This is a genomic window from Streptomyces sp. NPDC030183 (assembly GCF_055573455.1).
Genome location: NZ_JBVIBK010000021.1, coordinates 59,571 through 83,441, shown reverse-complemented (window position 1 = coordinate 83,441; position 23,871 = coordinate 59,571). Strand labels below are relative to the sequence as shown.

Annotated in this window: 17 protein-coding genes and 4 pseudogenes; 8 read left to right on the top strand and 13 right to left on the bottom strand. The window is 68.5% G+C overall.

Going from position 1 to position 23,871, the window contains the following annotated elements:
• The first annotated feature begins 170 nt into the window (after window positions 1-170).
• Complete coding sequence (locus ACZ4Z2_RS25005; protein WP_468078879.1) at window positions 171-1,154, top strand: phosphotransferase family protein; 984 nt, start codon at window positions 171-173, stop codon at window positions 1,152-1,154.
• 211 nt (window positions 1,155-1,365) lie between these two features.
• Window positions 1,366-2,309 (top strand): IS5 family transposase gene (locus ACZ4Z2_RS25000; protein ID WP_468078878.1). Its coding sequence is split into 2 segments (ribosomal slippage): window positions 1,366-1,794 and window positions 1,797-2,309, totalling 942 coding nucleotides; the frame shifts between segments, so codons are not numbered across the junction.
• Window positions 2,310-2,482: 173 nt separating this feature from the next.
• Here the strand turns inward: ACZ4Z2_RS25000 and ACZ4Z2_RS24995 are convergent.
• From ACZ4Z2_RS24995 to ACZ4Z2_RS24985, 3 genes and pseudogenes are all read right to left on the bottom strand, one after another.
• Window positions 2,483-3,745 carry an acyl-CoA thioesterase/bile acid-CoA:amino acid N-acyltransferase family protein gene (locus ACZ4Z2_RS24995; RefSeq protein ID WP_468078877.1) on the bottom strand — a complete coding sequence of 421 codons (1,263 nt, stop codon included), beginning with the start codon at window positions 3,743-3,745 and terminating at the stop codon, window positions 2,483-2,485.
• A gap of 68 nt (window positions 3,746-3,813) precedes the next feature.
• A pseudogene (locus ACZ4Z2_RS24990) lies at window positions 3,814-4,237 on the bottom strand (ATP-binding protein); the annotation flags it as partial.
• Window positions 4,228-4,557 (bottom strand): hypothetical protein, encoded by a 330-nt coding sequence (locus ACZ4Z2_RS24985; protein ID WP_468078876.1) that lies wholly within the window; start codon window positions 4,555-4,557, stop codon window positions 4,228-4,230. The pseudogene ACZ4Z2_RS24990 and the gene ACZ4Z2_RS24985, both read right to left, overlap by 10 nt.
• Here ACZ4Z2_RS24985 and ACZ4Z2_RS24980 point away from each other — a divergent pair.
• Window positions 4,506-5,316 (top strand): annotated as a pseudogene (locus ACZ4Z2_RS24980) (IS5 family transposase). The gene ACZ4Z2_RS24985 and the pseudogene ACZ4Z2_RS24980 overlap by 52 nt on opposite strands.
• Here ACZ4Z2_RS24980 and ACZ4Z2_RS24975 read toward each other — a convergent pair.
• The 7 genes from ACZ4Z2_RS24975 to ACZ4Z2_RS24945 all read right to left on the bottom strand — a co-directional run bounded on the left by ACZ4Z2_RS24975 (window position 5,308) and on the right by ACZ4Z2_RS24945 (window position 13,007).
• Window positions 5,308-5,736, bottom strand: a complete 429-nt coding sequence (locus ACZ4Z2_RS24975; protein WP_468078875.1) for a DUF5959 family protein — start codon at window positions 5,734-5,736, stop codon at window positions 5,308-5,310. The pseudogene ACZ4Z2_RS24980 and the gene ACZ4Z2_RS24975 overlap by 9 nt on opposite strands.
• Before the next feature lie 572 nt (window positions 5,737-6,308).
• Entirely contained in the window at window positions 6,309-7,838 is a 1,530-nt protein-coding gene (locus ACZ4Z2_RS24970) for a methionine--tRNA ligase (RefSeq protein WP_468078874.1), read from the bottom strand.
• Between the two features lie 349 nt (window positions 7,839-8,187).
• Window positions 8,188-8,982 (bottom strand): terpene synthase family protein, encoded by a 795-nt coding sequence (locus ACZ4Z2_RS24965; RefSeq protein ID WP_468078873.1) that lies wholly within the window; start codon window positions 8,980-8,982, stop codon window positions 8,188-8,190.
• An 855-nt stretch (window positions 8,983-9,837) separates the two neighbouring features.
• A complete protein-coding gene (locus ACZ4Z2_RS24960; RefSeq protein ID WP_468078872.1) occupies window positions 9,838-10,803 on the bottom strand; it encodes a YihY/virulence factor BrkB family protein in 966 nt (321 codons plus the stop codon).
• A 280-nt stretch (window positions 10,804-11,083) separates the two neighbouring features.
• Window positions 11,084-11,260 carry a hypothetical protein gene (locus tag ACZ4Z2_RS24955; protein WP_468078871.1) on the bottom strand — a complete coding sequence of 59 codons (177 nt, stop codon included), beginning with the start codon at window positions 11,258-11,260 and terminating at the stop codon, window positions 11,084-11,086.
• Window positions 11,261-11,630: 370 nt separating this feature from the next.
• Window positions 11,631-12,737 carry a ricin-type beta-trefoil lectin domain protein gene (locus ACZ4Z2_RS24950; RefSeq protein ID WP_468078870.1) on the bottom strand — a complete coding sequence of 369 codons (1,107 nt, stop codon included), beginning with the start codon at window positions 12,735-12,737 and terminating at the stop codon, window positions 11,631-11,633.
• Window positions 12,738-12,854: 117 nt separating this feature from the next.
• Window positions 12,855-13,007: an RICIN domain-containing protein gene (locus ACZ4Z2_RS24945; protein WP_468078869.1), complete on the bottom strand. Its 153-nt coding sequence runs from the start codon at window positions 13,005-13,007 to the stop codon at window positions 12,855-12,857.
• Window positions 13,008-13,383: 376 nt separating this feature from the next.
• On the opposite strand from ACZ4Z2_RS24945, the pseudogene ACZ4Z2_RS24940 reads away from it, so the two are divergent.
• The 4 genes and pseudogenes from ACZ4Z2_RS24940 to ACZ4Z2_RS24925 all read left to right on the top strand — a co-directional run.
• Window positions 13,384-13,701, top strand: a pseudogene (locus tag ACZ4Z2_RS24940) (IS5/IS1182 family transposase); the annotation flags it as partial.
• A gap of 2 nt (window positions 13,702-13,703) precedes the next feature.
• Window positions 13,704-14,016 (top strand): annotated as a pseudogene (locus ACZ4Z2_RS24935) (NF041680 family putative transposase); the annotation flags it as partial.
• 137 nt (window positions 14,017-14,153) lie between these two features.
• Window positions 14,154-15,062, top strand: coding sequence for an aminoglycoside phosphotransferase family protein (locus ACZ4Z2_RS24930; protein WP_468078868.1), 909 nt, complete (start codon window positions 14,154-14,156; stop codon window positions 15,060-15,062).
• Between the two features lie 328 nt (window positions 15,063-15,390).
• Window positions 15,391-15,957, top strand: coding sequence for a DUF4240 domain-containing protein (locus ACZ4Z2_RS24925; protein WP_468078867.1), 567 nt, complete (start codon window positions 15,391-15,393; stop codon window positions 15,955-15,957).
• 470 nt (window positions 15,958-16,427) lie between these two features.
• On the opposite strand, the gene ACZ4Z2_RS24920 is transcribed toward ACZ4Z2_RS24925, so the two are convergent.
• Entirely contained in the window at window positions 16,428-17,420 is a 993-nt protein-coding gene (locus tag ACZ4Z2_RS24920) for a helix-turn-helix domain-containing protein (RefSeq protein WP_468078866.1), read from the bottom strand.
• Between the two features lie 149 nt (window positions 17,421-17,569).
• Between ACZ4Z2_RS24920 and ACZ4Z2_RS24915 the strand changes: the two genes are divergently transcribed.
• Entirely contained in the window at window positions 17,570-18,613 is a 1,044-nt protein-coding gene (locus ACZ4Z2_RS24915) for a methyltransferase (protein WP_468078865.1), read from the top strand.
• A 281-nt stretch (window positions 18,614-18,894) separates the two neighbouring features.
• On the opposite strand, the gene ACZ4Z2_RS24910 is transcribed toward ACZ4Z2_RS24915, so the two are convergent.
• Both ACZ4Z2_RS24910 and ACZ4Z2_RS24905 read right to left on the bottom strand, forming a co-directional pair.
• On the bottom strand, window positions 18,895-22,182 hold the full coding sequence (locus ACZ4Z2_RS24910) for a S8 family serine peptidase (protein ID WP_468078864.1): 3,288 nt from the start codon (window positions 22,180-22,182) through the stop codon (window positions 18,895-18,897).
• Window positions 22,183-22,622: 440 nt separating this feature from the next.
• Complete coding sequence (locus tag ACZ4Z2_RS24905) at window positions 22,623-23,825, bottom strand: ABC transporter permease (protein ID WP_468078955.1); 1,203 nt, start codon at window positions 23,823-23,825, stop codon at window positions 22,623-22,625.
• Between the last annotated feature and the right edge of the window lie 46 nt (window positions 23,826-23,871).

Below are 23,871 nucleotides of genomic sequence, written 5' to 3'. Positions count from 1 at the left end.
GGACCGCTTCGACCTCCCCAGGCTTTGACGGCCCGTCCCCGGCAGGCACCGCCCGACTACCCAGAGGTTCCCGGTCATGTCCGGCTGTACTCCGCGGCGAGGAATTGTCAAGAGCTGTGGGCGGGGTGGCCAAGGGATGCGTCCGTCGGTGAGGTCGATAACTTGCCTTCATGGTTACGGGCGAAGGGGCCGAGCACATCGGTGCCGATCTTGAGGGTCAGGGCTGGGGTGCGACGCGTACCTGGGTGGAGAAGGGGCTGTTCGAGGCAGAGCGCATCGAAGAAGTCGTGCGGCTGCGTGGCGGCTGGACGTCGGAGATGCGCCGTCTGGGCATCCGCGGGCCCGGCGGTCGACGCTCACTGGTCCTGCGGTCCTTTGTCAAGCCCTTCTTCGTTCGGCACGCGGAGGGCTTGCTGATCCGCGAGGCAGCCGTTCTGCGCCTGCTCGGCGACACGGACGTGCCCGCAGCCACGCTTGTGGCGGTGGACGCTACGGCGCAGTACTGCGACCATCCCTCCTTGCTGATGTCCCTGCTGCCCGGGACAGTGCGCCTGGGCGATGAAGGTGCCGATCGGCGTGCCGAAGTGCTCGCCCGTCAATTGCTGCGTATCCACCGTCTGCCGGTGACCGCAGAGACACGGCCTCGCACCTATCAGGCGTGGACCTCTCCTGAGCGGGTGAGCCCGCCCCAAGACACCGAGCGGCCTGAGCTGTGGCAACGGGCCGTGGACGTGATCCGTCGCGAGCCCCCGGATTACCGGGCCTGCTTCCTGCACCGGGACTTCCATCCCGGCAATGTTCTCTTCACGGGCGTCGGCGACGGTCTGCGGATCAGCGGCGTCGTCGACTGGGTGGAGACCTCCTGGGGGCCGGCCGACCTGGACGTGGCCCACTGCTCGACGGCCCTGGCCCTACTGCACGGGGTTCCCGCGGGCATGCACTTCGCCGACCGCTACCTTGCGGCGGGAGGGATGCTGGCCGAAGACCGCGCCGCTCATCTCTACTGGCGGCTGCTGGACGCGTTGGCCTTCGCTCCGGACGCCGAGAAAGTTGCCGTCCCCTGGCGAGAGGTGGGCCGTGCCGATCTGACTCCCACCGTGCTGACCAGGCGTCTGGAGGGATACCTCCAGGCCCTTTTCGACCGCTATGCCTGAATCCGGATCGCGGCCTGCGGGCAGGAGACCTGCGGTCGGCGGGCCTGGCTGCTGCGAGTTCTTTGGGCGTTCGACCAAGCGGCCGTGCTCGAAACGGGCTCCAGCTCGAACCAGCGCGACGAGGTGGGGAGCGTTCACGGCCCGCTAGGCCGTTTCTGACGGCTCTTGGTGGGCTGGGTGGATCTCGTAGTCGGCCGGGCAGGACGTCCGTATGGTGCGGCGACACGAGCTCACGGACGCGCAGTGGCAGAAGATCGAACCCCTCCTGCCCGGCAACGGAAAGCCGGGCGGGCAGTGGGCGGACCACCGCAGGGTGATCAACGGGGTGCTGTTCCGGGCCCGGACCGGGGTGCCCTGGCCTGACCTGCCGGAACGGTACGGTCCCTGGCAGACCGTCTATGAGCGGCATCGCCGCTGGTCCGCGGACGGAACGTGGAAGGCCGTTCTAAAGGAACTGCAGATCGAGGCGGATGCCGGCGACCCGGACGGGGAGTTCGCCCGCCAGGTGGCCCGGCGGGAGTGGGCCGTGAACATCGACTCGACGTCCTGCCGGGCGCATCAGCACGCGGCCGGAGCGCCCCGCAAGTCTCCGGCCGACCACCCGCAAAAGGGGGCGGAACGCGTGAGGAGGCAGATGGGCGGGAGGCGTTGGGGCGCTCACGGGGCGGGCTGACCAGCAAGGTCCATCTGCTCTCCGACGACCGGGCCCGCCCGCTGCACTGGCTGACTTCGCCCGGTCAGCGCGGTGACAGCCCGATGTTCGCCCCGGTGCTGGACGGTTTACGCATCCGGCGCCGCGGACCGGGCCGCCCGCGCAGCCGGCCGGACCGGGTCCGCGGCGACAAGGCCTACTCCAGCCGCGACAACCGCGCCTACCTGCGCAGGCGCGGCATCAAAGTCACCATCGCCCAGCCCGACGACCAACGGGCACACCGCAAGCGCCGGGGACGAACCGGCGGCCGGCCCCCGGCCTTCGACAAGGCTCAGTACCGCCGCCGCAACGCGGTCGAACGGTGCATCAACAAGTGGAAACAGTTCCGCGCGGTGGCGACCCGGTACGACAAACGTGACTACATCTTCAACGGCACCCTGGCCGTCACCGCGATCGTCATCTGGCTCCGCGACACAGTCCAAGAGCCATCAGAAACGGCCTAGTGGTAGCCGTTGCGGACGACCAGCCGCCAGCCGTGCTCCCCGCGCCCGTGGGGATGGCGTTTGCCGATGGCTTTGGTCAACGGTGAGCGATCAAACGGCTCGGACGTATCGACGAGAACTGGCAACGCGCGTTCGCTGGCCTACGTCGTTGCGAGGCTACCAACAGCTGTAGTTCACGGTCCGAGGAGTTTGAGCACGTGTGGCCAGCTGTCCGCCTTCGCTCGGGCGTTCGCTGTTCGGGTTCCGCCCAGGTGGCCGCCTCCGCCGCCGGGGAGGTAAGGGAAGTCCGCGACGGCGTGCCCGGCCTTCGGATAGAGCAGGGCCTTGTGCTTGTGTCCGGTCGCGTTGCGTTCTTGTGCGATCGATTCGGCGGACGGAAGCGAGCCCCACAAAGGGTCGTCGCCGCCGGCGATGGCCAGCACGGTGCCTCGTACGTGGTCGAGCGGGATGGGGATGAGCTGCAGGTCCTTGCCGTTCTTGGTCCATGCGGCCTGTCCTCGCCCGCAGCTGGAGCAGTCGCGGTAAAAGGCTCGGTTGGTGTTGCGGTTAGGCATGTAGACCACGGCATCGCGGACGAGGTCCGGATAGTACTGGGCCATCAGCTGGGCTGCCTCGGAGCCGCGGGAGCCACCGATCACCACGAGACGCTGAGCATCGGCCTGCGGCTGGTTGCGCAGAAGCCGGGCGGCGGTGGCGAAGTACTCCAGGGAGATGTCGGCGAGGTTCTTGGGCCGTCCCTCGCAGTCGAAGTAGCACAGGGCCAGGGTGGGGTGGCCGCGGGAGGCCAGCAGGGTCGCTGTGAGCGGGGAGGGGGCGCCGCCCTCCGAGCCCCCGAGGAGCAGGACCGGCGCACGCCGGGGCCCGTGCGAGGGAGGCAGGAAGAGTTCCCCGCGCAGCTTGTCGTGGGCCACGGTGAGCTCCTTGCTGTGCACTCCGCTGATGGCCCATGTGCGGGTCAGCTGTCGCTCCGCGATGGTGCGGCTGCCTGCTTGGACCGCGAGGCGTACCTGGTAGGAGGAGGCCTTTCGCGGGTCGTTCGTGCGGAACCAGCTCTTTTCAGGATCGCCCTTGGCGGGGGTCATGGACCAGAACAGACCCATGCCGTCGGCTCCCCGATACGTCCCTGCCTTGGGCTCGGCGTGATCCAGATCTACGATGCCCTTGTCGTCGGCGTCAAAGACGGCGCGCCCCGTCCAGGTCGTGCCGTCGGCGTCGGTGGCGCGTGCCGTGACGGTGATTTCCTCGCCGGAGGCGAGCCCGCTGATCCGAGTGTGCACCGGCTCGTCCGCCAGGCCGACCGGCTTGTCCAGGTGAAGGATGGCCGTCCGGCTGTGTGTGACGTTCGGTTCTTGGCCTCCGGAGCAGCCCGTGGTGGCCAGCAGAATCAGTGCTAATGCTGCCGCGTAGGCCGCGGTTCGTCTTCTCGCCTTCTGCATGCGTGCAGTGTGATCGTCCGATGTCTTTGCAGGGAAGGGGGAGAAGGAGGCACAGTGACCTTCCGAGGTCAGGTCACGACGGCATCCTGGGCTCGGGGTGCCCTGGTGCTGACGAGCCGGTGGGAGTCGATGCCGGTCTCGATGATGTTCCCGCCGAAGGTAAGGCGGGCGACGATGGGGCCGCACAGAGCCGCGGATCGGTGAACGTCTTCGTCCACCCGCCGAACGACTCGTTGGAGGCGATGGCGACGCTGTTCTTCTCCTCATGTCCCGTCGGTACTTGGAACAGCAGCTCGGCACCCCTGCGGTCCAGCTCCATATGGCCCAGCTCATCAATGCAGAGGAGATCGACGCGGCCGTAGCGGGCGGTGGTCTTGGTGAGAACCTTTTCGTCCGCGGCCTGGACCAACTCGTTGGCCAATTTGGTGGCGAGCGTGTAGCGACGCGGAAGCCGGCCATGGTGGCCTCGGTGCCGAGCGCGATCAGCAGGTGGAACTCGGTGGCGTTTGCGTGTCATGGCACGCTCCCTGGATGGCGGGTCGGTCGGCCGGCTGCCGGTTCCGCAGCAACTGGTCGTAGGCCGCGACCGAGGGCAGCGGCCTGGTGTCGGGCGGCAGCTGGGCAAGCCGCCGTTCGGTCAGCGATGTCACGTTCGTCCGGTCCGGCGCCGCAGGGACAACAGGAGCCGCGACGTCGTCGGCTTCGGCCGCCTTCCGTGCCTCCAGGGCGACGACGTCGGCCGTCAGGGCACCGGCCTTGAGTGCGGAGGCGAGCCCGGCGACCAGGTGCTCGTGGGCGATGTGGCGGCCCATCACCAGGACCTCGATCAGGGCCCGGGTGCCGTCTCGCTCGCCGTGGCCGGCATCCGGACCGACTGGTGTTCCAGGGCATCCTGTTCGTGCTGCATACCGGGATCGCTTGGGAACATCTGCCCCAGGAACTCGGCTTGGGGACGGGGATGACGTGCTGGCGGCGTCTGGTCGAGTGGACCGAGGCCGGCGTGTGGCCCCGGCTGCACGAGGTCCTTCTCGCCAAGCTCCGCAGCGCGGACGCCCTGGTCTTCTCTCGGACCGCAGTCGACGGCTCCCACATCCGCGCGGTAAGGGGGGATCCAAGACGGGACGAAGCCCGGTTGACAGGGGCAGAAGCGGCAGCAATCACCACCTGATCACCGACGCCACCGGCATCCCTCTCGCGGTCACTCTGACCGGCGGCAACCGCAACGATGTCACCAGCTCATCCCACTGCTTCAAGCAGTTCCGCCCGTGCGCGGCAAGCGCGGCCGACCGCGCCGCCGCCCGGACGTCGTACTCGGGGACCGCGGTTACGACCACGACAAGTACCGCCGACTCGTCCGGGACCTGGGCGTGAAGCCGGTCATCGCCCGCCGCGGCACCGAGCACGGCTCCGGCCTCGGAACCCAACGCTGGTTCGTGGAGCGGGCGTTCGATCACCTGCACTGGTTCCGCCGCCTGCGGATCCGCTGGGAGATACGGGACGACATCCACGAGGCCTTCCTCACTCTTGGATCCGCTCTCATCTGCTGGCGGAGGCTTGTCTCCCTACGCTGACAGCAGCGGAACCCAGTGTTTCATCACCTGCCGCAGACGCTGTTGGTGGTCAGCAATCCAGTCGTCCGGCGGGACCAGCGGCACCCGGACGGTGACCATGGATCCCGACTCGTCCTCCACGACGACCTCCGGACAGTCACGCTCGCCGGTGAGTTGGATGAAAATCGATGGCCCACTGCTCATCTCCATCCAGTCAACATCCTCGCCAGCATCGAGCCTGTTCAGCGCATCCGCCCACCTCTCCAGTCTCGAGGCGGAGAGCGCCAGGTCAACACGGCCGGACACGAACGGCGTCCTGACCACGATCTCGGCCTTCAGCCCGGCGGACCACCTGGGATCACGCCCCAGAACGTTGACAGTGACGCTGTTCCCCTCGTCATCAGCAAGAGAGATGAGCTCTCTCGGAACAATGTCGTCCACAGCTGCCCCTTCATCGGCGAGTACCGAGAGATCCTCGCTCTGGCAGTGGCACATCCGCCATCCCATTTCTTTAGGGGTTCTTGGCGTCGAGAGACCACTTGGAGACGGCTCCGCCAAGCGCGTGTCGGTTTCGAGGCCCTGTCCGCGGGTGGGAACGCACCCGTACCCGATGCGGGTGCCGGGCTGTTCGATGGTCCACGGGAGTCGAGGGGCGGGCCGGCCCGCCACGCCTTGCCCGGTTCCCAGTCCTCAGCACTCGAGCCCGCGCCGACGCCCATCACCGGTTGCGGTTCGCGTCTTCGCCCGAGGGCCGCCTTCGGTTCCGCACAGCCAACCTCGTGATCGCGACAGCCCGGCGCGCCGCCCCCGAAAATCGGTTGCTTTCCTGGGCCATCGCCGCAACTGAGTCGCGGTCTTCTGTGGATGCCGAACAAGGCCGTGTTGCGGGCGGCGGCGGTTGTCGTACGAGTGGCGAAACCGGCCCTTGGTCTGCCCGGCGCCCCGGGGCGCCCCGCTCCCGAAACCGCAGCGAGATCGAGAGGAGGGCGACCAGAGGCATGGAACACCGGACTTCACGCTGGCTGTGTGTCCTCCTGAAGGCGAGGGAACAGCGGCTCTGCCGCGGGCAGACGCCCCTCGACCGGTGTCAGCCGTTCGGTGATCCGCGTCGCGGCATCGGGGATGAACGGGCGCAGTTCATCCGCCAGCACATGACATGCGGCGACAAGCGTGGCGAGTACGGTGTCGAGCCGCTTCGCTGCTTCACTGTCACCCTTCCGCTCTTCCCGAGCCAGTTCCCATGGCCTGGTGGCGTCAATGCATCGGTTGGCTTCCTCCACGATGTGCCAGACCGCATGGGTGGCACGCCGGAAGTCGAAGTCGGCCAAGGCGGCATCGACGAGGCCGGGTGCCTTCCGGTAAACGCCCACCAGCGCCGGCCCACTGGAATTGTCGGGCGCACAGGCGGGGACGATTCCGCCACGAAAGCGGTGAACCATGGTCACGATGCGGTGGACGAGGTTACCCAGTCCTCCGGCGAAATCCGCGTCAGCGCGGGCGGTCAAGCGGTCGGGAGTGAAGTCGGCGTCCCCGACCCGGGGTACATCGCGCAGGAGCCACCAGCGCACCGCGTCTGTGCCAAAGGTCGCGGCCAGCGCAGCCGGGTCGACGCTGTTTCCGGCCGACTTGCTGATCTTTCGGCCGTCGACGGTGAGGTAGTCGTGGACCAGGATGTCGGTGGGCAGCGGGAGCCCGGCCGACAGCAGCATGGCCGGCCAGTACACGGCGTGGAAGCGCACCACTCCCTTGCCGACCAGATGGACGCGGCGCTCGCTGGTGGCCCACCACTGGTCGTACGCGCTGTCACCGGTGCCGTATCCGAGACTGGTGACGTAGTTGCCGAGGGCGTCCCACCACACATAGACGACCTGGCTCGGGTCGTCCGGCACGGGGATGCCCCAGCCGCGGGCGCGATGGTGAGAGCGGGAGACAGAAAAGTCGTGCAGGCCGCCTTCGATGAGGGCGAGGACCTCGTTGCGGCGAGCGGCGGGCTCGATGCGCAGTTCACCGCTCGAGATCAGCTGATGGAGGCGGTCGGCGTAACGGGACAGCCGGAAGAACCAGTTCTCCTCCGCGACGAGCTGAGGCTCGGTGCCGTGCTCGCCACACCGTCCATCGACCAGTTCGTCAGGGGTATAGAACTGTTCGCAGCCAACGCAGTACAGGCCTTCATACTCCTTGCGATACAGGTCACCAGACGCGGCGCACTGGCGCCACAGTCGTTCGACTCCGACGCGGTGACGCGGGTCGCTGCTGGTGCGGATGAAGTCGTCGAATGAGAGCGACAGCGGACCACGCAAGGCGGCGAACGCATCGGCGTTGCGGTCGACGAACGACTGCACGTCGACACCAGCCGCTTCGGCGGCCAGGACGTTCTTCAGGGAGTTGTCGTCGGTTCCGCTGAGCAGCCGGACCTGCTCGCCCCGTAGCCGATGGTGACGGGCCAACGTGTCCGCTTGGACGAGCTCCAGGGCGAAGCCCAGATGTGGGCGGGCGTTGACGTACGGAATAGTCGTAGTGATGTAGCGGCTTCGTGCGGTCATCGGTCCTCCTACCGGGTAGCGAGGCCTGGTCGCACAACAGTGAGGCCCCGTCCCGGGGCCTCGGATTCGGTACGCGTCCGTTCTCAGCAGCCCCGTCGACGGGGCATCATCCAGTGCTGAGGCGAAAGCGTGATCATGCGTCCGAGCCTAGCAACAGAGCGACGTCGCAGCACGCTGTTTCCGCCCCTCCACGGCAGCCACTGCGCAGGAGCCCTCCGGGGCAGTGCTGGGCTGGACAGATGTCACCCGGTGTCCCACGCACGCCGAATTCCGCAGAGTCAGAGCACTGCCTCTTCACCAGCAAAACAGCACTGGAGTCGGTGCGGCTTGTGCTGCCCCGAAGTATCGTTCACCTCGCCCCGGCGGCAGCATCCTGTGAGCGTGCGGCAGGCCCTGGACTGTCAGGAGCCCGCCCCGGTGAACGGCGGACTTGGCTGTGGTAGTCGAAGTCGCCGCGGACGATGCGCCGGTAGTTCCGCACGCATCGCTGAAGCGCGCTGCGGGTCTGCCCGGCGTGCGGCTGGTTTTCGCTCAGGCGGCTCAGCTCGTTCTCGGCGACCAGGATGCGGTCCACGTGTTCGCCCAGCAGGACGTTGGAGGCGTCGACGGCTTCCTGCAGTGTTTTGTCCTCGCGGGCGTGCAGGATGTAGACGGCGTTGTGGAGGTCTCCGACGGCCACCTCCTTCTCGAGTGAGCCGATGTCGTTGTGGAGCCAGATGTAGTCGCTCGCTGCGTTGCGCGGTTCCCGGTAGGCCGACCGGTGACGGTCCGGTTGCGGGATGTCGATGCCGGCGTCGATCTCGTGCAGGTCGAAGTAGAGGTTCATCGCGATCGCGTCCCGGCGCAGGTCGACGAACTGCGCGACAGTCGGCACTCGGCCGGCGTCACGGTCCGCGGTCCGCGAGTACAGAGTCCACACGTATCGGTGCAGCCCGTACTGGAACTGGTGCACCCACCCCGCAGAACGACCGCGGCAGGAACGGGCAAGAAGATCGGCGAAGGCCCGCTCCAGAGCCGTACGCGGTACTCCTCCGTGCAGGACCGCGTCCAGGCCGCCGACAGTGGTCCTCGCGGCTTCGACGTCGTGGCCGCCCTCGTCGAACTCGTCGAGCGCGAACCTCCTGTAGACCCACTCGGTCAGCAAAGTGAGTGCTTCGAGGTCACGGGTCGTGTAGCACAGCGCGGCCCACAGCTCGGTTCGGTGCGTTCCGTCCGCTCCCGCGTCGCCTGGTCGCGGACGAGTCCGTGACCACGGGCCCAGGACCACATTCTTTCCGCGGCCTGAGCCATGAGCGGATTCTCGACCGACGGTTCGAAGGGCATGGGGTACTCGGGCAACTCAAGCGGGGCATGGGCCGGTGGTACGACGGTCGGCCCGGCGGAGCGGTACTGTTCTGCGATCCGCGCCGCTGAAGTACCCAGCCCGCCGGGTTGCCACGGCGTCCTGCTCAACATGGATTTCCCTCGCACACTGCCTCGTCCCCACCCCAAACTGGACCTCACCAGGAGCCGGACCGAGTGCCGACCGGTCAAGCGGTGACTTCCTGACCATCCGAGTGTCGCTGTCCTGCAGTCCGCTGGATGTTTTCTGGACGCAAGACCGCTCGTGAGAAGGCACTGGAGGCGTGGCCACGGCGCACACCACCGCCCGTGCAACTACGGCGACCGGGTCGTTGAGCGCGGGACCTCACAGGCTCGGGTCCGGCCTGCGTCGTGATAGACGCACCATTGATGCGCTTGATACAACAGCCGCCATCGTCGCTGAGGCACCCGGTTCGGCGCGTCCCCTCCTCGCTCCGAACGTCGTACACCTGGCCCCGGATCAGCGGTGCTCACGGCGATTAAGGAGGGCTGGGCCCGGCAGCGACACGCCCGGTTCCTGAAGGCTTCGACGATCGAACCGCGGCTGCGTCTGATCAATCGGTTCGAGATGTTCACCGGGCTGTACCCGCCGCGGCGGGCGGCTGACGACTGGCGGGCCGCCTCACCTCATCCGGACTCACGCACCTGGTCCGGGGTCCGGTCGAACAGGACGTGCGATGCCGGCACGGGCCGCTTCCAGCTGGGCAGCGAACGCGAGGCCGAGAAAGAGCGCTACAGCGGTGAGGTTGGCCCACAGCAGCAGGGCGATGAAAGCGGTGAGCGGTCCGTACACGGCGCCGAAGGCACCGCTCTCCTCGACGTACAGCGCGAGCAGCCAAGTGGCCGACACCCACAACACGAGGTGCACGGCCGAACCGAACGCCAGCCAGGTGTAGCCGGGCTGCATACGGCGGGGCGACCAGCGGAAGATCACAGCCGAGGCCACCCAGGCCAGCGCGAGCCCCACGGGGAAGTCGAGCACACCCCACCACTGCGGCCCGCTGCCCTCCCCGTCGGCGGACTCCGCGACCGCGTCCCCCACGGCCTCACCAGCCACGAGGATGACGAACCCCAGCACCAGGGGCAGACCGGCTGCGAGCGCGAGAAGGATCGCCCGCGCGTACTTGATGGGAAAGGGACGGTCGCGCTCGATGCCGTAGATACGGTTGGCGCCGCGCTCGATCTGGCCCATGGCCGAGGCGAGGTTCAGCAGGGCGAAGCCCAACCCGAGCCATAGGGCGAGCGTGCCCCAGACATCGCCGTGAGCGGTGCGCCGCGTTCCGTCGAAGGCGTCCTTGACGATCTCGGCGCTGGCACCCGGCACGATCCTGCCGAGCGTGAGCTCGATGATTCGGCCCACGCCCTCCGTGTGCACCGACGTGGCCAGCCCGACCAGCGCCACGGTGCACGGCACGAGCCCGAGCACCACCTGGAAGGCGAGGGCGCGCGCGTTGGTGAAGCCGTCCGCGTAACGGAACCGTGCGAAGGAGTCGGCCAGCAACCGCAGCCCTCCGTAGTGGCGCAGGGCGGTGAACGCCTCGTCTCCGGAGAGCTCGTCTCCGATCATGTCCCGGGTCTGTGGTACGTGGACGGCGGTACCCATGGCGTGGACGCTCCTTGTCTTCGGCTGGTCCCTGTCCGCTTGCCCAGTGAACCTTCCCGTGCGACCTCGTCCTTCTCACACTGCCGTCGTCCCGTCCCCCGTGCTCGCCGACCCACAGCCGCGAACGGGTCGACGATACGCTCCTTGGCACCCGCTGAACTGTGTCAGGCAGCCAACAGCGGATGGAATCCGAGTACGGCCCGCGGCTCGTCGCGCGAATTGGCAGTTGGGCGTGAAGCCGACGTCGGGGGCTCAGCGGCGGCCGCCGGGCGCTTCGCCGTCAGGCTGTCGGCGGCTGGCTGGAGAGCACGGCCTGATCGGCGGGCTGGTGCACCTTCTGCTGGCGGCGGCGCTGCTCGTTGCGGTGGTCTTCGACGCGCTGGGTGAACAGCTTCAGCGCCTCGGCTTCCCGGACGTCGGACTCCCAGGTGGAGTCGTTCTTCGTGGACCGGCTCACCGGCATGCCCGTCCCAGCGATCTGCAGTTCTCTGTTGCGCCACGTGTTGCACACGGCGGCGGCAGCGTCCGGCGCGGCGGCATGGCGACGCTGCAGAACGCGGGCCGGCTGCCAGGCCGGGCACATCTGACCCGCAACGTGATCGGGAGCTATGCCATGTGCCGTCGACGAGGCCGGGTTTTCGGGGCAACGGCCGCCGGGTGGTGACGCGCGGTGCTCCCCCCGACTCCCCTGCAGCAGAGCTGAGAACCGCGAGCGGCCCGCCGCACCAGTGTTGTTGGTGCGGCGGGCCGTTCCCTGTTCGGGTGGCCGACCGTGGGTCGGCCTCACGCGAGGAGAACCGGAAGGGGTTCAGACCCGGGGGTGGGGGTCATCCGGTGGCGAGAGTGGTCCACTTCTGGTTGGAGCCGCCGTTGCAGTCCCACAGCACGAGCTGTGTGCCGTTGGTCGTGGAGGCGCCCGGTACGTCGAGGCAGCGGCCGGAGGCGGGGTTGCGGTAACCGCCGTTGTAGGACTCCCACTTCTGGTTGGCGCCGCCGTGACAGGACCACAGCTGCACCTTGGTGCCGTTGGCAGTGCCGTAGCCGGAGACGTCGAGGCACTTGCCCATGGAGCGCAGGGTGCCGTCGGTGTAGGCGGACCAGTACTGGTTGGCGCTGTCGCCGCAGCTCCACGTCTGGACGGCGGTCCCGTCAGCGGTGCCGGCGCCGTTGACGTCCATGCACTTGCCGGCGATGCCGGACTGCACGCGCGCGGGCGCGGGGGCGGGGTTCTTCAGCCACCCGGCGCTGTCCGCGGCCTGCACGCCGCGGTGGAAGGCGTCGGCCATCTTCTGGTAGCCCGAGTCGTTGGGGTGCAGGGCGTCGACGAGATCGGCCGTGGTCAGAGCGCTCATGTCGACGTACCCCACATGCTTGCCCGCGGCCTGCGCGTCCCGCACGATCTGGGGGACGGCCTGGTTGTACGCGCCCCGGTACTGCTCCTCCGAGCCGCTGGTGGACACCACCAGCGACGCCACCAGGACGGTCGCGTCGGGGGCGGCGGCCGTGACCTGGTTCACCAGCGACTTCAGCCGGGCAGTGGCGGTGGAGACCTGGTAGCTCTCGTTGAGGTCGTTGGTGCCGATGTGCAGGGTGACGACGTTGGGCCGGTAGCGGGTCAGCGCGGCGTCGGTGAGCGCGGCGATCTGATGGATCTTGTATCCGGAGTGGCCCTCGTTGTCGGGGTCGGACATCGTGCCGGCGCGTCCAGTGCCGACGAAGTCCAGCGGATGGCCGTCCGCCGCGAGCCTGTTCCACAGCGGCGCCCGGTAGCCGTTGCCGGTGCTGCTGCCCACACCCCAGGTGATCGAGTCACCCAACGGCATGACGCGCAAAGGGGTGTCGGAGGCGGCGGAGGCAGGGGCCACACCCGCCGCCGTCACCCCGAGCACGGCGGCGACAAGCGTGACCAGGGGCAAAGTCCAGGGCTTTCTCATACAGGCGTCCTTTTCTGCGAGTGATGGTGAGTTGGTGCGTGGGGGGATAGCCGTTGGTGCCAACCGCTCGGCACCTGTTCTGCTACCGATCTGGGCCGGACTGAGCGTCCCGGCGGCTCACACCGCGAGGATCTGCAGTCCTGGTTGGAGCCGCTGGTGGAGGGCCCTCTGGGTTGCCTTGGCACCGTCCGCAGGGGAGGCGTCCCTGACGTCGGCGCACCAGCCGTTGCGGACGTTGACGAACTGGTAGTAGCCGTTGGTCGAAGGCACACCAGCCTCCACGACTGGTTGCCTCCGCCGTCGGCAGTCGAGGCGCCATTGACGTCCATCACCTTGGCGCTCTCGCGGTTCACCAGCCGGACGGTCCCGGTGTCCGCGCTGAAGGGACGGTCGTAGAACCGAAGTTGCGGATCGAGGCCCGGACTCCGGAGGGCAGCCCGCCGACCGTCACCCGTGAGCCGCGCGCCTGAGCGCGGGGGCGAAACGGCTGCGGCAACCGTCATGGCGGCCACGCCGGGCAGCACGCCACCGCGACTGATCTGTCGGACAACGTTCGTCTCCTGACTCTTCCTAGAACAGCACGGACGGTGTGAGCTTCTGGTTCGAAGCAACATGTGGAGGGCCGCCGCGGTGATGGACCGCATGCCAGGGCGCCGGGCGGCGCGGTGACTGCGAGGGGCCGGCTGCCATCATCTTCGTGGCCACCACCTCAGGCTGTACCTGGAACCGATTGCCACCAGACTTCGGGCTGTCGGGTGTAACGGTGTAACGGCCTTCCGCCAGTTCACTGAGTGGACGGAGGCACGGGTGTGGGCCAAGCTTCACCGCCTGGTCCTCGACGAACTTGGTGCCCGCGGCGATCTGGACTGGTGACAGTCAGGCCGTCATCCCGCTGGTCCGCGGCATCCCACCCATCCGCTCCCGTCGCGGCCCGCGACGCCGGCGACCGGGCAAGCTGCACGGTGTGCGGACCGCTGGACCTGGCTCTTGGTAGTCGCCCACACCCGGCTCCGCCTCGCCGACCCCTCGCTGCCGACCTCCGCCGCCCCTGGGAGAAGCCCGCCAAGCCCGAACGCCTCACCCCGGCCCGGGTCCGCCGCGGGTTCAGGGGCATCGGCGCGCACCTGCTCTGCCCGGTCCGTGTTCCTCAACCGACGGAAACCGGGCCAGGACGACCCCTCGGCTCGAAGAACCGGCGGCCCGCCACCCGCTACGACGTGGGCAAAACTGTCAACGCCCTGAGACCCTCAAGGCCATCGGCAGACCTGGCAGATCTTGGGAGATAAAGAGCAAGCTCAGGCCGTGGTGTACTGCTTCGCGCCGCTTGGGCCAGGAGGGCGGACAGTTCCGGTCTGAGTTGGGGGCGATCGGAAATCGCTTGTGGTGATCCGGTGGGGCGTCATACGGTCGCCGCCGATGAACGAGACGCCCGAGGTTCTGCCGTTGCCAGTTCGGAAACCAGTCGACGCCGCGGTGGCGGGCAGGTTGATCGCCGCGCAGTTCCCGCAGTGGTCCGACCTTGAGGTCCGGCCGGTCACTGCGCAGGGTTGGGACAACTGCACCTTTCGCCTCGGTGACGAGATGCTGGTGCGGCTACCGACTGCCGATGAGTATGCGCTGGCGGTGGAAAAGGAGCACCGGTGGCTGCCAGTGCTGGCGCCCGCGTTGCCGTTGGAAATTCCGGTTCCGCTGGCCAGAGGCGTGCCCGATGAGAGCTTTCCGCACGACTGGTCGGTCTATCGGTGGATCGGTGGCGAGCCTGCGGCCGGTGCCGTCGTCGAGGACATGACGGCGTTCGCCATCCACCTCGCGAAGTTCCTCGTGTCTCTTCAGCGGATCGACCCGACGGGTGGACCGGCCCCCGGACTGCACAATTGGTTCCGAGGCGGACCACTGACGACCTACGACGGGTGGGCCCGGGCAGCCCTGGAGACGTTGGACGGCCTGATCCGGACCGAAGCCGCCGAGGAGATCTGGGAACGGGCGCTGCGAGCCTCGTGGGATAGTAAGCCAGTCTGGTTCCACGGTGACATGGCCTCGGGGAACATTCTCGTGAAGGACGGTGCGCTCGCGGCCGTCATCGACTTCGGCACCTGCGGAGTCGGAGACCCGGCCTGCGATCTGTCGATCGCCTGGACGATGCTGACCGGCAAGAGCCGGGCCGCGTTCCGCGATCGGCTAGGGGTAGACGAGGCGACCTGGGAGCGTGGACAAGGCTGGGCGCTCTGGAAGGCCCTGGTCGTCTGCGCCGGAGCGGTTCGCGATGGCTATGGCCTCCCTGCGGATGCGTCGTTCGTTCTGGAGGAGATCCTGGCCGCCAATTAGCGGCTGGCCCGAACGACAAGTCGATGACAAGTCACTTGGACAACGACGTCTCTATCCGGAACCTACAAGTAGTTCCACGATCAGGTCCCGGACGCCTTCACCACTCAATCTCGTCGTCGGCGTGATCCCCACGTCTGCGGCATTCATCCCTGCCTCCAGTTCGTCTCCTGGCCTGTTTCAACGACGGCCGGTCGCATGAGTCAGGGGCCCGTTCGATTTCTGATCTGGTCCAGACACTCACCAGGCTTAGAAACAGGTGCTCACTTTGAGCTTGAACCTCCCCGCCCGCGCGGAGGAGATTGTCGTAGCCCCTGGCAGACTGCCTGCCGTGGACAACGAAGCGTTCTGGCGCGCGCTCGACGCCGCTGAGGGCAGTGACAAGCCGCTCGATGTGACCGTCGTCGACCATCTGTCGGCCCTGCCCGCGGAAGAGATCCTCGCCTTCGAGCACCGCTTCTCCCGTCTGCGTGATGCGGTCTACCGCTGGGACGTATGGGCGGCCGCCTACCTCATCGGCGGGGGCTGCTCCGATGACCGGTTCAGCGACTTCACGGCAGGCCTGGTGGCGCTCGGACGTGACTGGTACGAACGGGCAGCTGCCTGCCCTGACACCCTCGCCGAGCATCCTGCCGTGCGTACTGCGGCGGCCGCCGGGGATCAGGACGTCATCTTCGATGAGGACTTCAACTTCGTATCGTCCAGGGCGTATAAGCGACTGACCGGAGACTCGGACGCCTTTTGGGAGGCATGGGAGGCCTACGCCGAGGCTCACACGACGACCGAGGAGGGGGACGGCGAGGGCATGGGCGAGTCGTTCGACTTCACAGATGCCCACCAGATGCGTCGGCGCCTGCCGCGGCTGGCTGCGCTCTACCTCGGTCCTGGACCCAGCTGACTCACACAAGGGGCCCGCAGGTTTCGAAACCCCCGTGTGAAGAGCGCGGAATCGGCCGGTGTCTCATAACCCCAGCCGACGACCGATCAACGGTCCTGCCCCGTCGTAGCGGGTGGCGGGCCCCCGGGTTCTTCGAGCCACGTGGCCTTCTGGGGCCGGGTGTTGAGGTTTCGGTGCACGGGCCGTGAGGACCATGGACTTCATGGCGTTCTGAGAGGACTGGCGGAGACGAACTTGTCCCGGTCGTCGCGACATGCGGCTGGGCGTCGTACGCGGACCTCCGTGCCGTCGATGATGCCGGTTCTACTGGCAGCGGCAGCCCCACGCGGCGGGCGATCGCCCTCGCCATGACCGCGTCCGGAGGGCCTGCTCGCCTCCCCGGGCGGCCCCGGCACCGAGGTACGCGATGATCTCGGCGAGTCCACCGAGCTACCTGGGCACCGAGCCACGGCCAACCGCGCACGAGATCGTCAGCCGGATCGCCTTCCGGCCGACCCGGTTGAGCGGGCGTATTCGGTGGGTGTCTGGCCGTATGCCTTCTTGAAGGTGCGGATGAAGTGACTGCTGTCGGCGAATCGCCAGCGGGCGGCGATTTCCGTGACACTCGGCCGGTCGACCGGCACTGCCAGTTCGAGCCGGGCCTGTTCGAGCCGTCGGCGGCGGATGTACGCGGTCACCGACTCCTCCGTCTTGGCGAACGCCCGGTGCAACGACCGTACGGAGATGTTGAGTTCGCGGGCCAGGGCCGCCGGAGAGAGATCGGGATCGGTGAGATGGCCGTCCGCGATGTCCCTGGCCGCCCGGACCACCGCGGGGGCCAGCCGGGGCTCGCTGTCGTCGAAGGCTTGCACAAGCACGCCCTTGACCAGCTCGATCAGGGAGTTGCGAGCGGCTCGCACACCGGCGGCGGAAAGGTCGTTCACCGTCTCGTCGACGACTTTGGTGTACGCCGTGAGCAGCCGTAATTCCGGCGAGTCGGCCGAACCGACGATCGCCTGGTCCCGGATCAGCGGCCTGAGTTGCGAGGCAGGCAGGATCAGCACCTTCGCCGTCGTGCGCGGTTCCATCTCGAACCGCACCGGAGGTCCGTTGTGCCGCACGATGAACTGCCCGGCCGGTACGGCGGTTTCGGCACGGCCGCGCGGATCGAGGAAGCGCCACTCGCCCTGCCCCATCACATGCACCAGGACCCGGTCGTCGAGGTGGTGGGCGGCGCTGCGCGGACCGCCGGCCAGCGACTCGCCGTAGAGGTCCGCGATCACCGTGTCGTGCACCTTGGACGCGCGGACCCTGACCCGGAAGTCACCCGGTCCGAGCGGCTCCAGGGGTGGCAGGGGGAGCTTCTCCCCGATCTGCGACTCCCATGCGCGCCGGAAGACGTCGAAGCCGTCCCGTGCGGTGCGCAGAGCGGTGACGTCCACGAAGAAGTTCCGCCCCGGACCGGGGTTCGCTGTATCGCTCATCGTCGACGCGGGCGTCTTCCTGGCATTGGCGTTCCAGCAGAGAGGCACAACGATACATCCGCCGGCGGGGCGATCTTCCTAGGGTGAGTGGAGCCGTGGATCCCTATGAAGACGATAATCCCGAAGGGTTTTGCTCTGTGATGTCCGATATGAAGCATGACCATGACGACGCCGCGTCGAGCGATCTCGCCGCCGATGCCGCCGCTGTCTTCGACCTGCTGATCGGTCTCGTCCGCGCCCAGGTCCTGAGGGGCGTGGCGGAGCTGCGGATAGCCGACCACCTCGCGGAACAGGCTCTGACGGCAGAGGAGTTGGCCGATCGCGAGGGCAGCCAACCACGGGCCACCTACCGACTGATGCGCGCAGCCGCGTCGTTGGGCCTGCTGAGCCCCGAGGGAGAGCGCCGCTTCGCCCTCACCGGTCGAGGGCGACTGCTGCGTTCGGACGTGCCCGGCTCCCTGCGCTCCCTGGTACTGGCCCAGACCGGCCAGGGGCTGTGGCAGTCCTGGGCACACTTCCCCGAGGCCGTGCGGCAGAGGGGAACCGAGGCGGGGAAGGCGTTGGGGGCGGACGTATTCGCGTATTTCGCCAAACCGGAGAACGCCGAGGAGGCGGCTCTCTTCGCCAAGGCGATGGGCGACATGTCCGGCCTGGTGACACGGGGTGCCATGGCCGCCGTATCCACGACCGGTGTGTCCACCGTCGTCGACGTCGGCGGTTCGAACGGAGATTTCGTCCTGGCGCTGATGGAGGCCGACCCCCGGCTGAACGGACAGGTCCTCGATCTCCCGCACGTCGTGGAGGGCGCCCGTGCCGAGGCCGAGAAGCGCGGTCTGTCCGGCCGGTTCTCCGCCGTGGCGGGCGATTTCTTCGAAGACGTCCCCCCGGCGGATCTCTACCTGCTCAAGACGATCCTGCACGACTGGGACGACGACCAGTGCACGGCCATCCTGCGCCGCTGCCGGTCCGCCGTGAACGAGGGGGGACGCGCGCTGGTCGTCGAGATGGTCATCGGCGAGCCCGGCCGGCCCGACCTGGCCACCCTGTCGGACATGGCCATGCTCACGATGACCAACGGCATGGAACGCGACCTGGACGAGTTCGACACCCTCTTCGCGGCGTCGGGCTGGCGCCGCACGAAGACGTACCCCGTGGGCGCCGGCTACTTCGGTCTGGAGCTCGTCGCGGTCTGAGGAGCCGAGCGATCCGACGACCTCGTGCACGGAGCAACCGTGCACGAGGTCGTCGGGGTGGTGGGGCCCACGGCCGACACTCCGTTGCCGGCGGGGCGGACGGGCTCCGCGCCTGCGGGATCGAAGTCTGCGCGAGTGCGAGCTTCGTCCAGTACGGCGCCCTGGCCTGTCAGCCGCAGGCCGCGGGCTGTGGCCCGGCTCACGAGTTCGTAGATCAGCCAGCCGTCTATGGTGTTCGCCGCCACAGCCACAGTCACTGCCGCTGCCGCTGCCGACTCGGCCTACTCGGTGATGTAGGCGCGGTTGATCGTCTGAACCAGGGTGTTGCCGTCCCGATCGGTCAGCCTGGCCCGCAGCGAGACGGTGCCGGGTCCGGCCGGATGGTCAAGCGACAGATGCGTACCGCCGACTGCCTTGGCCGGTGTCCAGGTCCTTCCGTCGTCGTACGACACCTCGAACGAAAGCTTCTTGACGGTCCGTGCCGTGGTCGCACCTTCCACCATGAAGGGGACCTTGAACCGTTCACCTGCCTTCGCCGTGCTGGTCGGCGACAGCCGGGGCGAGAAGCGGACCGTGGAGAGCGGCAGCCGGGTCCAGCTGCCCTCGGAAGTGCGCGCGGAACGGAACGTCCACTGCGCCCGTACGCGGGTGCTGACGGGGAACAGCTCGGGGTCCCGGGTGACGTCGACGTTCAGCTTGTACCCGCTGTCCTGCTCGGGGAGGGTGTAGTGGATGATGCCGTTCCCGTCGCGCGAGTCTGCGGTGATCTTCTTGCCGTCGGCGTGGAGGGAGGTCTCCTCGCTCATGACCGGGCCGATGCCGACGTGGCCGGCGCCATCGCCGAACACCGGCAGGTAGGTGAGCATCGTGTTCCCGCTGCGCGCCGCGCCGGGGCTGCCCCACCGCGGCTCGTCCTGGCCCTTCGGCAGCGCCGGGCCGAAGACGCCGACGTTGAACCGCTCGGTGTAGCGCTTGCCCGCCGTGTATGCCTTGTACCTCCCCAAGAGGCTGCTCACCGACTGACGCGGGTGTACGGAGTACAGCCATCGGACCCCGTTGCCGAGGACGTATTCGGTGGTCCCCAGCGGCAGTTCGAGGGAGGTGGGGGTGCTGAAGTCGATCGCCGGGCCGTCGAGCGGGGGCTGCGGTGCTGCGGCGAGCTGCGCGGTCGTGTCCCTTCCGGGCCTGCCGACCGAGAGGTCGATCCGGGCGAGGTCCTTGGCTGCGACGTCGCGGGTGAATCCGGCCAGATCGCCTGTACGGTTCCACGCCAGGCGGTAGTTCACGGGGTGCTCGCCATCGGTCCGGCGCTGCCAGAAGCCGGCGTACTGGGCGTATGCCTCTTCCTGCGCGGCTTCGGGACCGAGGTGTCCGACCTTGAAACTGTCGAACCCGGGGAAGTCGAAGAGGAACGGTGGGATGGCGCTCCGGTCGGAGCGGGTGTAGCCGAGGACGAGATGGGCGTAGGTGTTCTCGGCCCTCGCATCGGGGACGGTGATCCGGGTGGGCTTGGCCTGGCGGGCGTCAATCACGACCGTGGTGTCCGCGGCCAGCCGGATTGCCGGTGCCAGCAGCAGGGATTCGGGGGACCTGGTCTCGTCATCGCCGCCGATGATCCCGGTGAGCCCGTAGCCGCCTTTGGGCAGGCGCACGGTGACCTCGCCGTCCTTGGCGTCTGCCAGCTCCGTGTAGAAATTGCTGTCTCGGCCGTCGACCGCCGCCCAGCCGCCTGTGGCCGGACGTCCGTCGTCGCCGATGAACTTGACTGTGAGGTTGTACGACTCGACCTCGCGCTCCACTCCGATGGCGGTGCGCACCGAGATCCGGCCGTCGGACGAGACCGCGCTCACCGCGCCCCCGAACGAGCCGTCGGTCTCGCCGACGCGGGTGTCGGCGGTCACCGTGGTGCTCGCCTCACGCCCCGCGGGGACGGTCAGCCGCCGCTCCGCCACCGTGAACATGCCCTCGGCGGCCGGCTTGCCGTCCACCCCGACGGCCTCGGCGGACAGGTCGAGAACAACCGGCTCCGAGCCGAGGTTGCGGTAGGTGATCTCCTTCGTCACCGGCTGGTCGTTGTTGTGCGGCCACGGCCGCAGGCCGAAGTCGAGCGGGCCCTGCTCGACGAGAACGGTCTGTTCCGTCGCACGGGCGACATCGGTGCGGCCGGTGCCCTGCTGGTAGGAGCTGTACGGGCCAGGCTTCGCCGAGCCGGTCAGCGCCGCCTTGATCCGTTGCCCGCTCCAGTTCGGATGCTGCTGGGCCAGGATGGCGGCCGCGCCCGCGACATGGGGAGTCGCCATGGAGGTGCCGTCCATGGTGGCGTAACCAGGCGGCCCCGAGGGGGACTGCGATGCGATGCCGCTCGCGGTGGAGGCCGCGGCGGTGATCTCCGCGCCCGGCGCGGTCAGGTCGGGCTTGACCCCGCCGTCGCCGACGCGCGGTCCACGGCTGGAGAAGTCAGTGAGCTTGTCGGCCTTGTCGACCGCGCCGACCGTCAGCGCGGAGTCGGCGCTGCCCGGCGAACCGACTGTGCGCTCGCCCTGGCGCCCATCGTTGCCGGCGGCGATGACGAACAGCGCGCCGGACTCGGACGACAGGCGGTTGACGGCCTCCTCCAGCGGGTCGATGCCGGGGGTGTCGGGCCCGCCCATGCTCATGTTGACGACCTGGGCTCCCTCGGCCACCGCCCATTCCATGCCGGCGATGATGCCGGAGTCCTCGCCGGCGCCGCCGTCGTCGAGGACCTTGCCGTCGAGGATCCGCGCGCCGGGCGCGACCCCCTTGTACCTGCCTCCGGATCCCGCGGGAGACGCGGCGCCCGTACCGGCCAGGGTGGAGGCCACATGGGTGCCGTGGCCGAACCGGTCGACGCTGTCCTGGGAGCCGGAGAAGTTCCGCTCGGCGATCTCCTGGCCCGTCAGGTCGGGGTGGGTCTGGTCCACCCCGGTGTCCAGCACGGCGACCTTGACGCCCTTGCCGTCGAACCCGGCTTCCCATGCGCTCGGCGCACCGATCTGCGGCACGCTCCTGTCCAGGACGGCCTGGCGCTTACCGTCCAGCCAGACCTTCTTCACCCGCTTCGTCGCTGCCGAGGCCGACAGCCGTGCCGTCCCCTGCCCGCCGTCACCGCCGTCGGTGAAGGTGTCCCAGAACGCGGAGACACCGCGCTTGTCGGCCCGCAGCGCCAGGCCGTTGATGCTCGCCAATTCTTTGCCGACTCTGGCGCGTGCCCTGCTGAAGGCGCTCGCGGCGGGCGTCTCGTCCCCGGCATAGGTCACGATCAGCGGCAGATCAGACCGGCGCGCGTCGTCATATCCGAACGCGACGAGCTGCGTCACGTCGAACAGCCGCCGGTCGAGCGTGCCCTGTGCCACCGCCGACGCCGCGTCGCCCGGTATCACGTAGCGGTGCCCGTCGAGTTCCCGGACCGAGAACGGGGCGTTCTCGCGCCCCTTGGCCCGTTCGATCCCGATGACCGAACCGTCCTCACCGAGCGAGACCTTGTCGCCGGTGATGAGTGTCACCGTGGTCGCCTGGGCGCCGGGGCCCCGGCCGATGCCTTCGCCCACGTTCCTGGCACCGCCCGGTGGCGCTGCCGTGGCCCCGCCGGTTGATCCTGAGGTGAGTGCCACGGCGAGGGCGATGGCCCCCGCCAGATGTCCGCTTGGTCTGCGCACTGAAAGCTGTCCATATCTCTCGTTGAAGGAAAAGGAACAAGAAGACGGAGAACCGCTGTCGCAGGACGCGACTCGGCGGTCCGCGGGCGGTGCAGCCGCGTTGCGGCCCGGGCTCGCCGCCCCCGCCGCCCGGTGGTGGGCGGTGCCGTTGCACTCATGCTTCGGTCGACAAGACACTCCGAGAGCGCCGGGCGTCGGCCCGACGACGCATCATCGACTGCCCGTGGGAGACGGCCACTGCCGGTGCCCATGTGCCGGCCAGGCCCTTCAGCGCCTGAGCCGGGGGCTCCTGGGACAGAGGCTCTCAGGCACCGTGGGTCTCGAACCGGCGCTCAGGACGGGGCTCGCAACGCCTCGACGGGTTCCATTCGGGAAGCCCGTAGCGACGGGTACACACCCGCCAGCAGTCCGACCAGTGCGCCGGCGGCCGGCGCGCCGAGCGCAAGTCGGCCGTCCAGTACGGGAGTCCAGTCCTTGAGCGCCGATACGGACACCACGACGACCATGCCCAGGGCGGCGCCGATCACGCCGCCCAGCAGGCCGATCGTGGTCGACTCCATGAGGAACTGCCCGGCGATCTGCCGACGCGACGCGCCCAGGGCGCGCCGTAGCCCGATCTCCCCGACCCGTTCCATCACGGTCACCAGCGTGACATTGGCGATACCGATGGCACCCACGATCAGCGAGACCAGTCCGAGCACCAGGAACAGGCCGTTGACATCGCCCTGAACGCCTTTGCGGGCCTTCGACAGATCGGGCGGCGCGAGCACGGTGAGCGCCTTCGCGTTGTTGGGCGAGAGAGCCATGGGTGACTGCCTGGCGACCTGCTGCGCGGCACCGAGTGAGGTGTTGATCAGAACACGGTTCACCAGATCCAGGCCGAGGCGGTCCTTCGCTGTTGTGGGAGGCAGGATCACCGAGGTGGAAAGGCGCTGTTCACGCTTGAATCCGCCGAGGATCCCGATCACAGTGAAGGAGTGTCCGTCGAAGAAGACCGCGGGCGCGTCCTCCACGCTTTTGATGCCGAGGAGGCGAGCGGCCTGGTCTCCGAGTACAGCCACCCGGTCGTGCCGGTCGATGTCTCCGGTGTCGTAGAACCGGCCCGCGGTGACGTCGCCGCGCACCGCCGCGGGCAGGGAGGACGAGGCGGCGACGACAGCCAGCGTCTGGCCGGACACGCCACCGGGCGTGACCACATCGTTGGCACGCACCTGTACGGCAGCCGTCCTGTCGGACTCCGCGAGCGCGGCGGACGACTCCACCCCGGCCAGCCGGTCCACGGCGTCGACACCCCGCCAGTCCACCAGCGGGACGGCGTCGGACGATGGGGGTGGAGGCGGCGCCACCACCGTGACCGAGGTGGCGGTGAGGGCGTCGAACCGGCCCACGATCTGGTGGGCGGCCGTCGACGCCACCCCGATCGTGATGACCAGTGTGCCGATGCCCAGCACCGTGCCCAGAGTGGTGAGTGCGGACCGGACCGGGCGGGCCAGTACACCCGCCAACGCCTCCGCCCCCAGGTCCCTGGGAGAGATCCAGGGACGCCCGGCTCCCTTGGTGCCCAGCCCTTCAGCAGAGCGT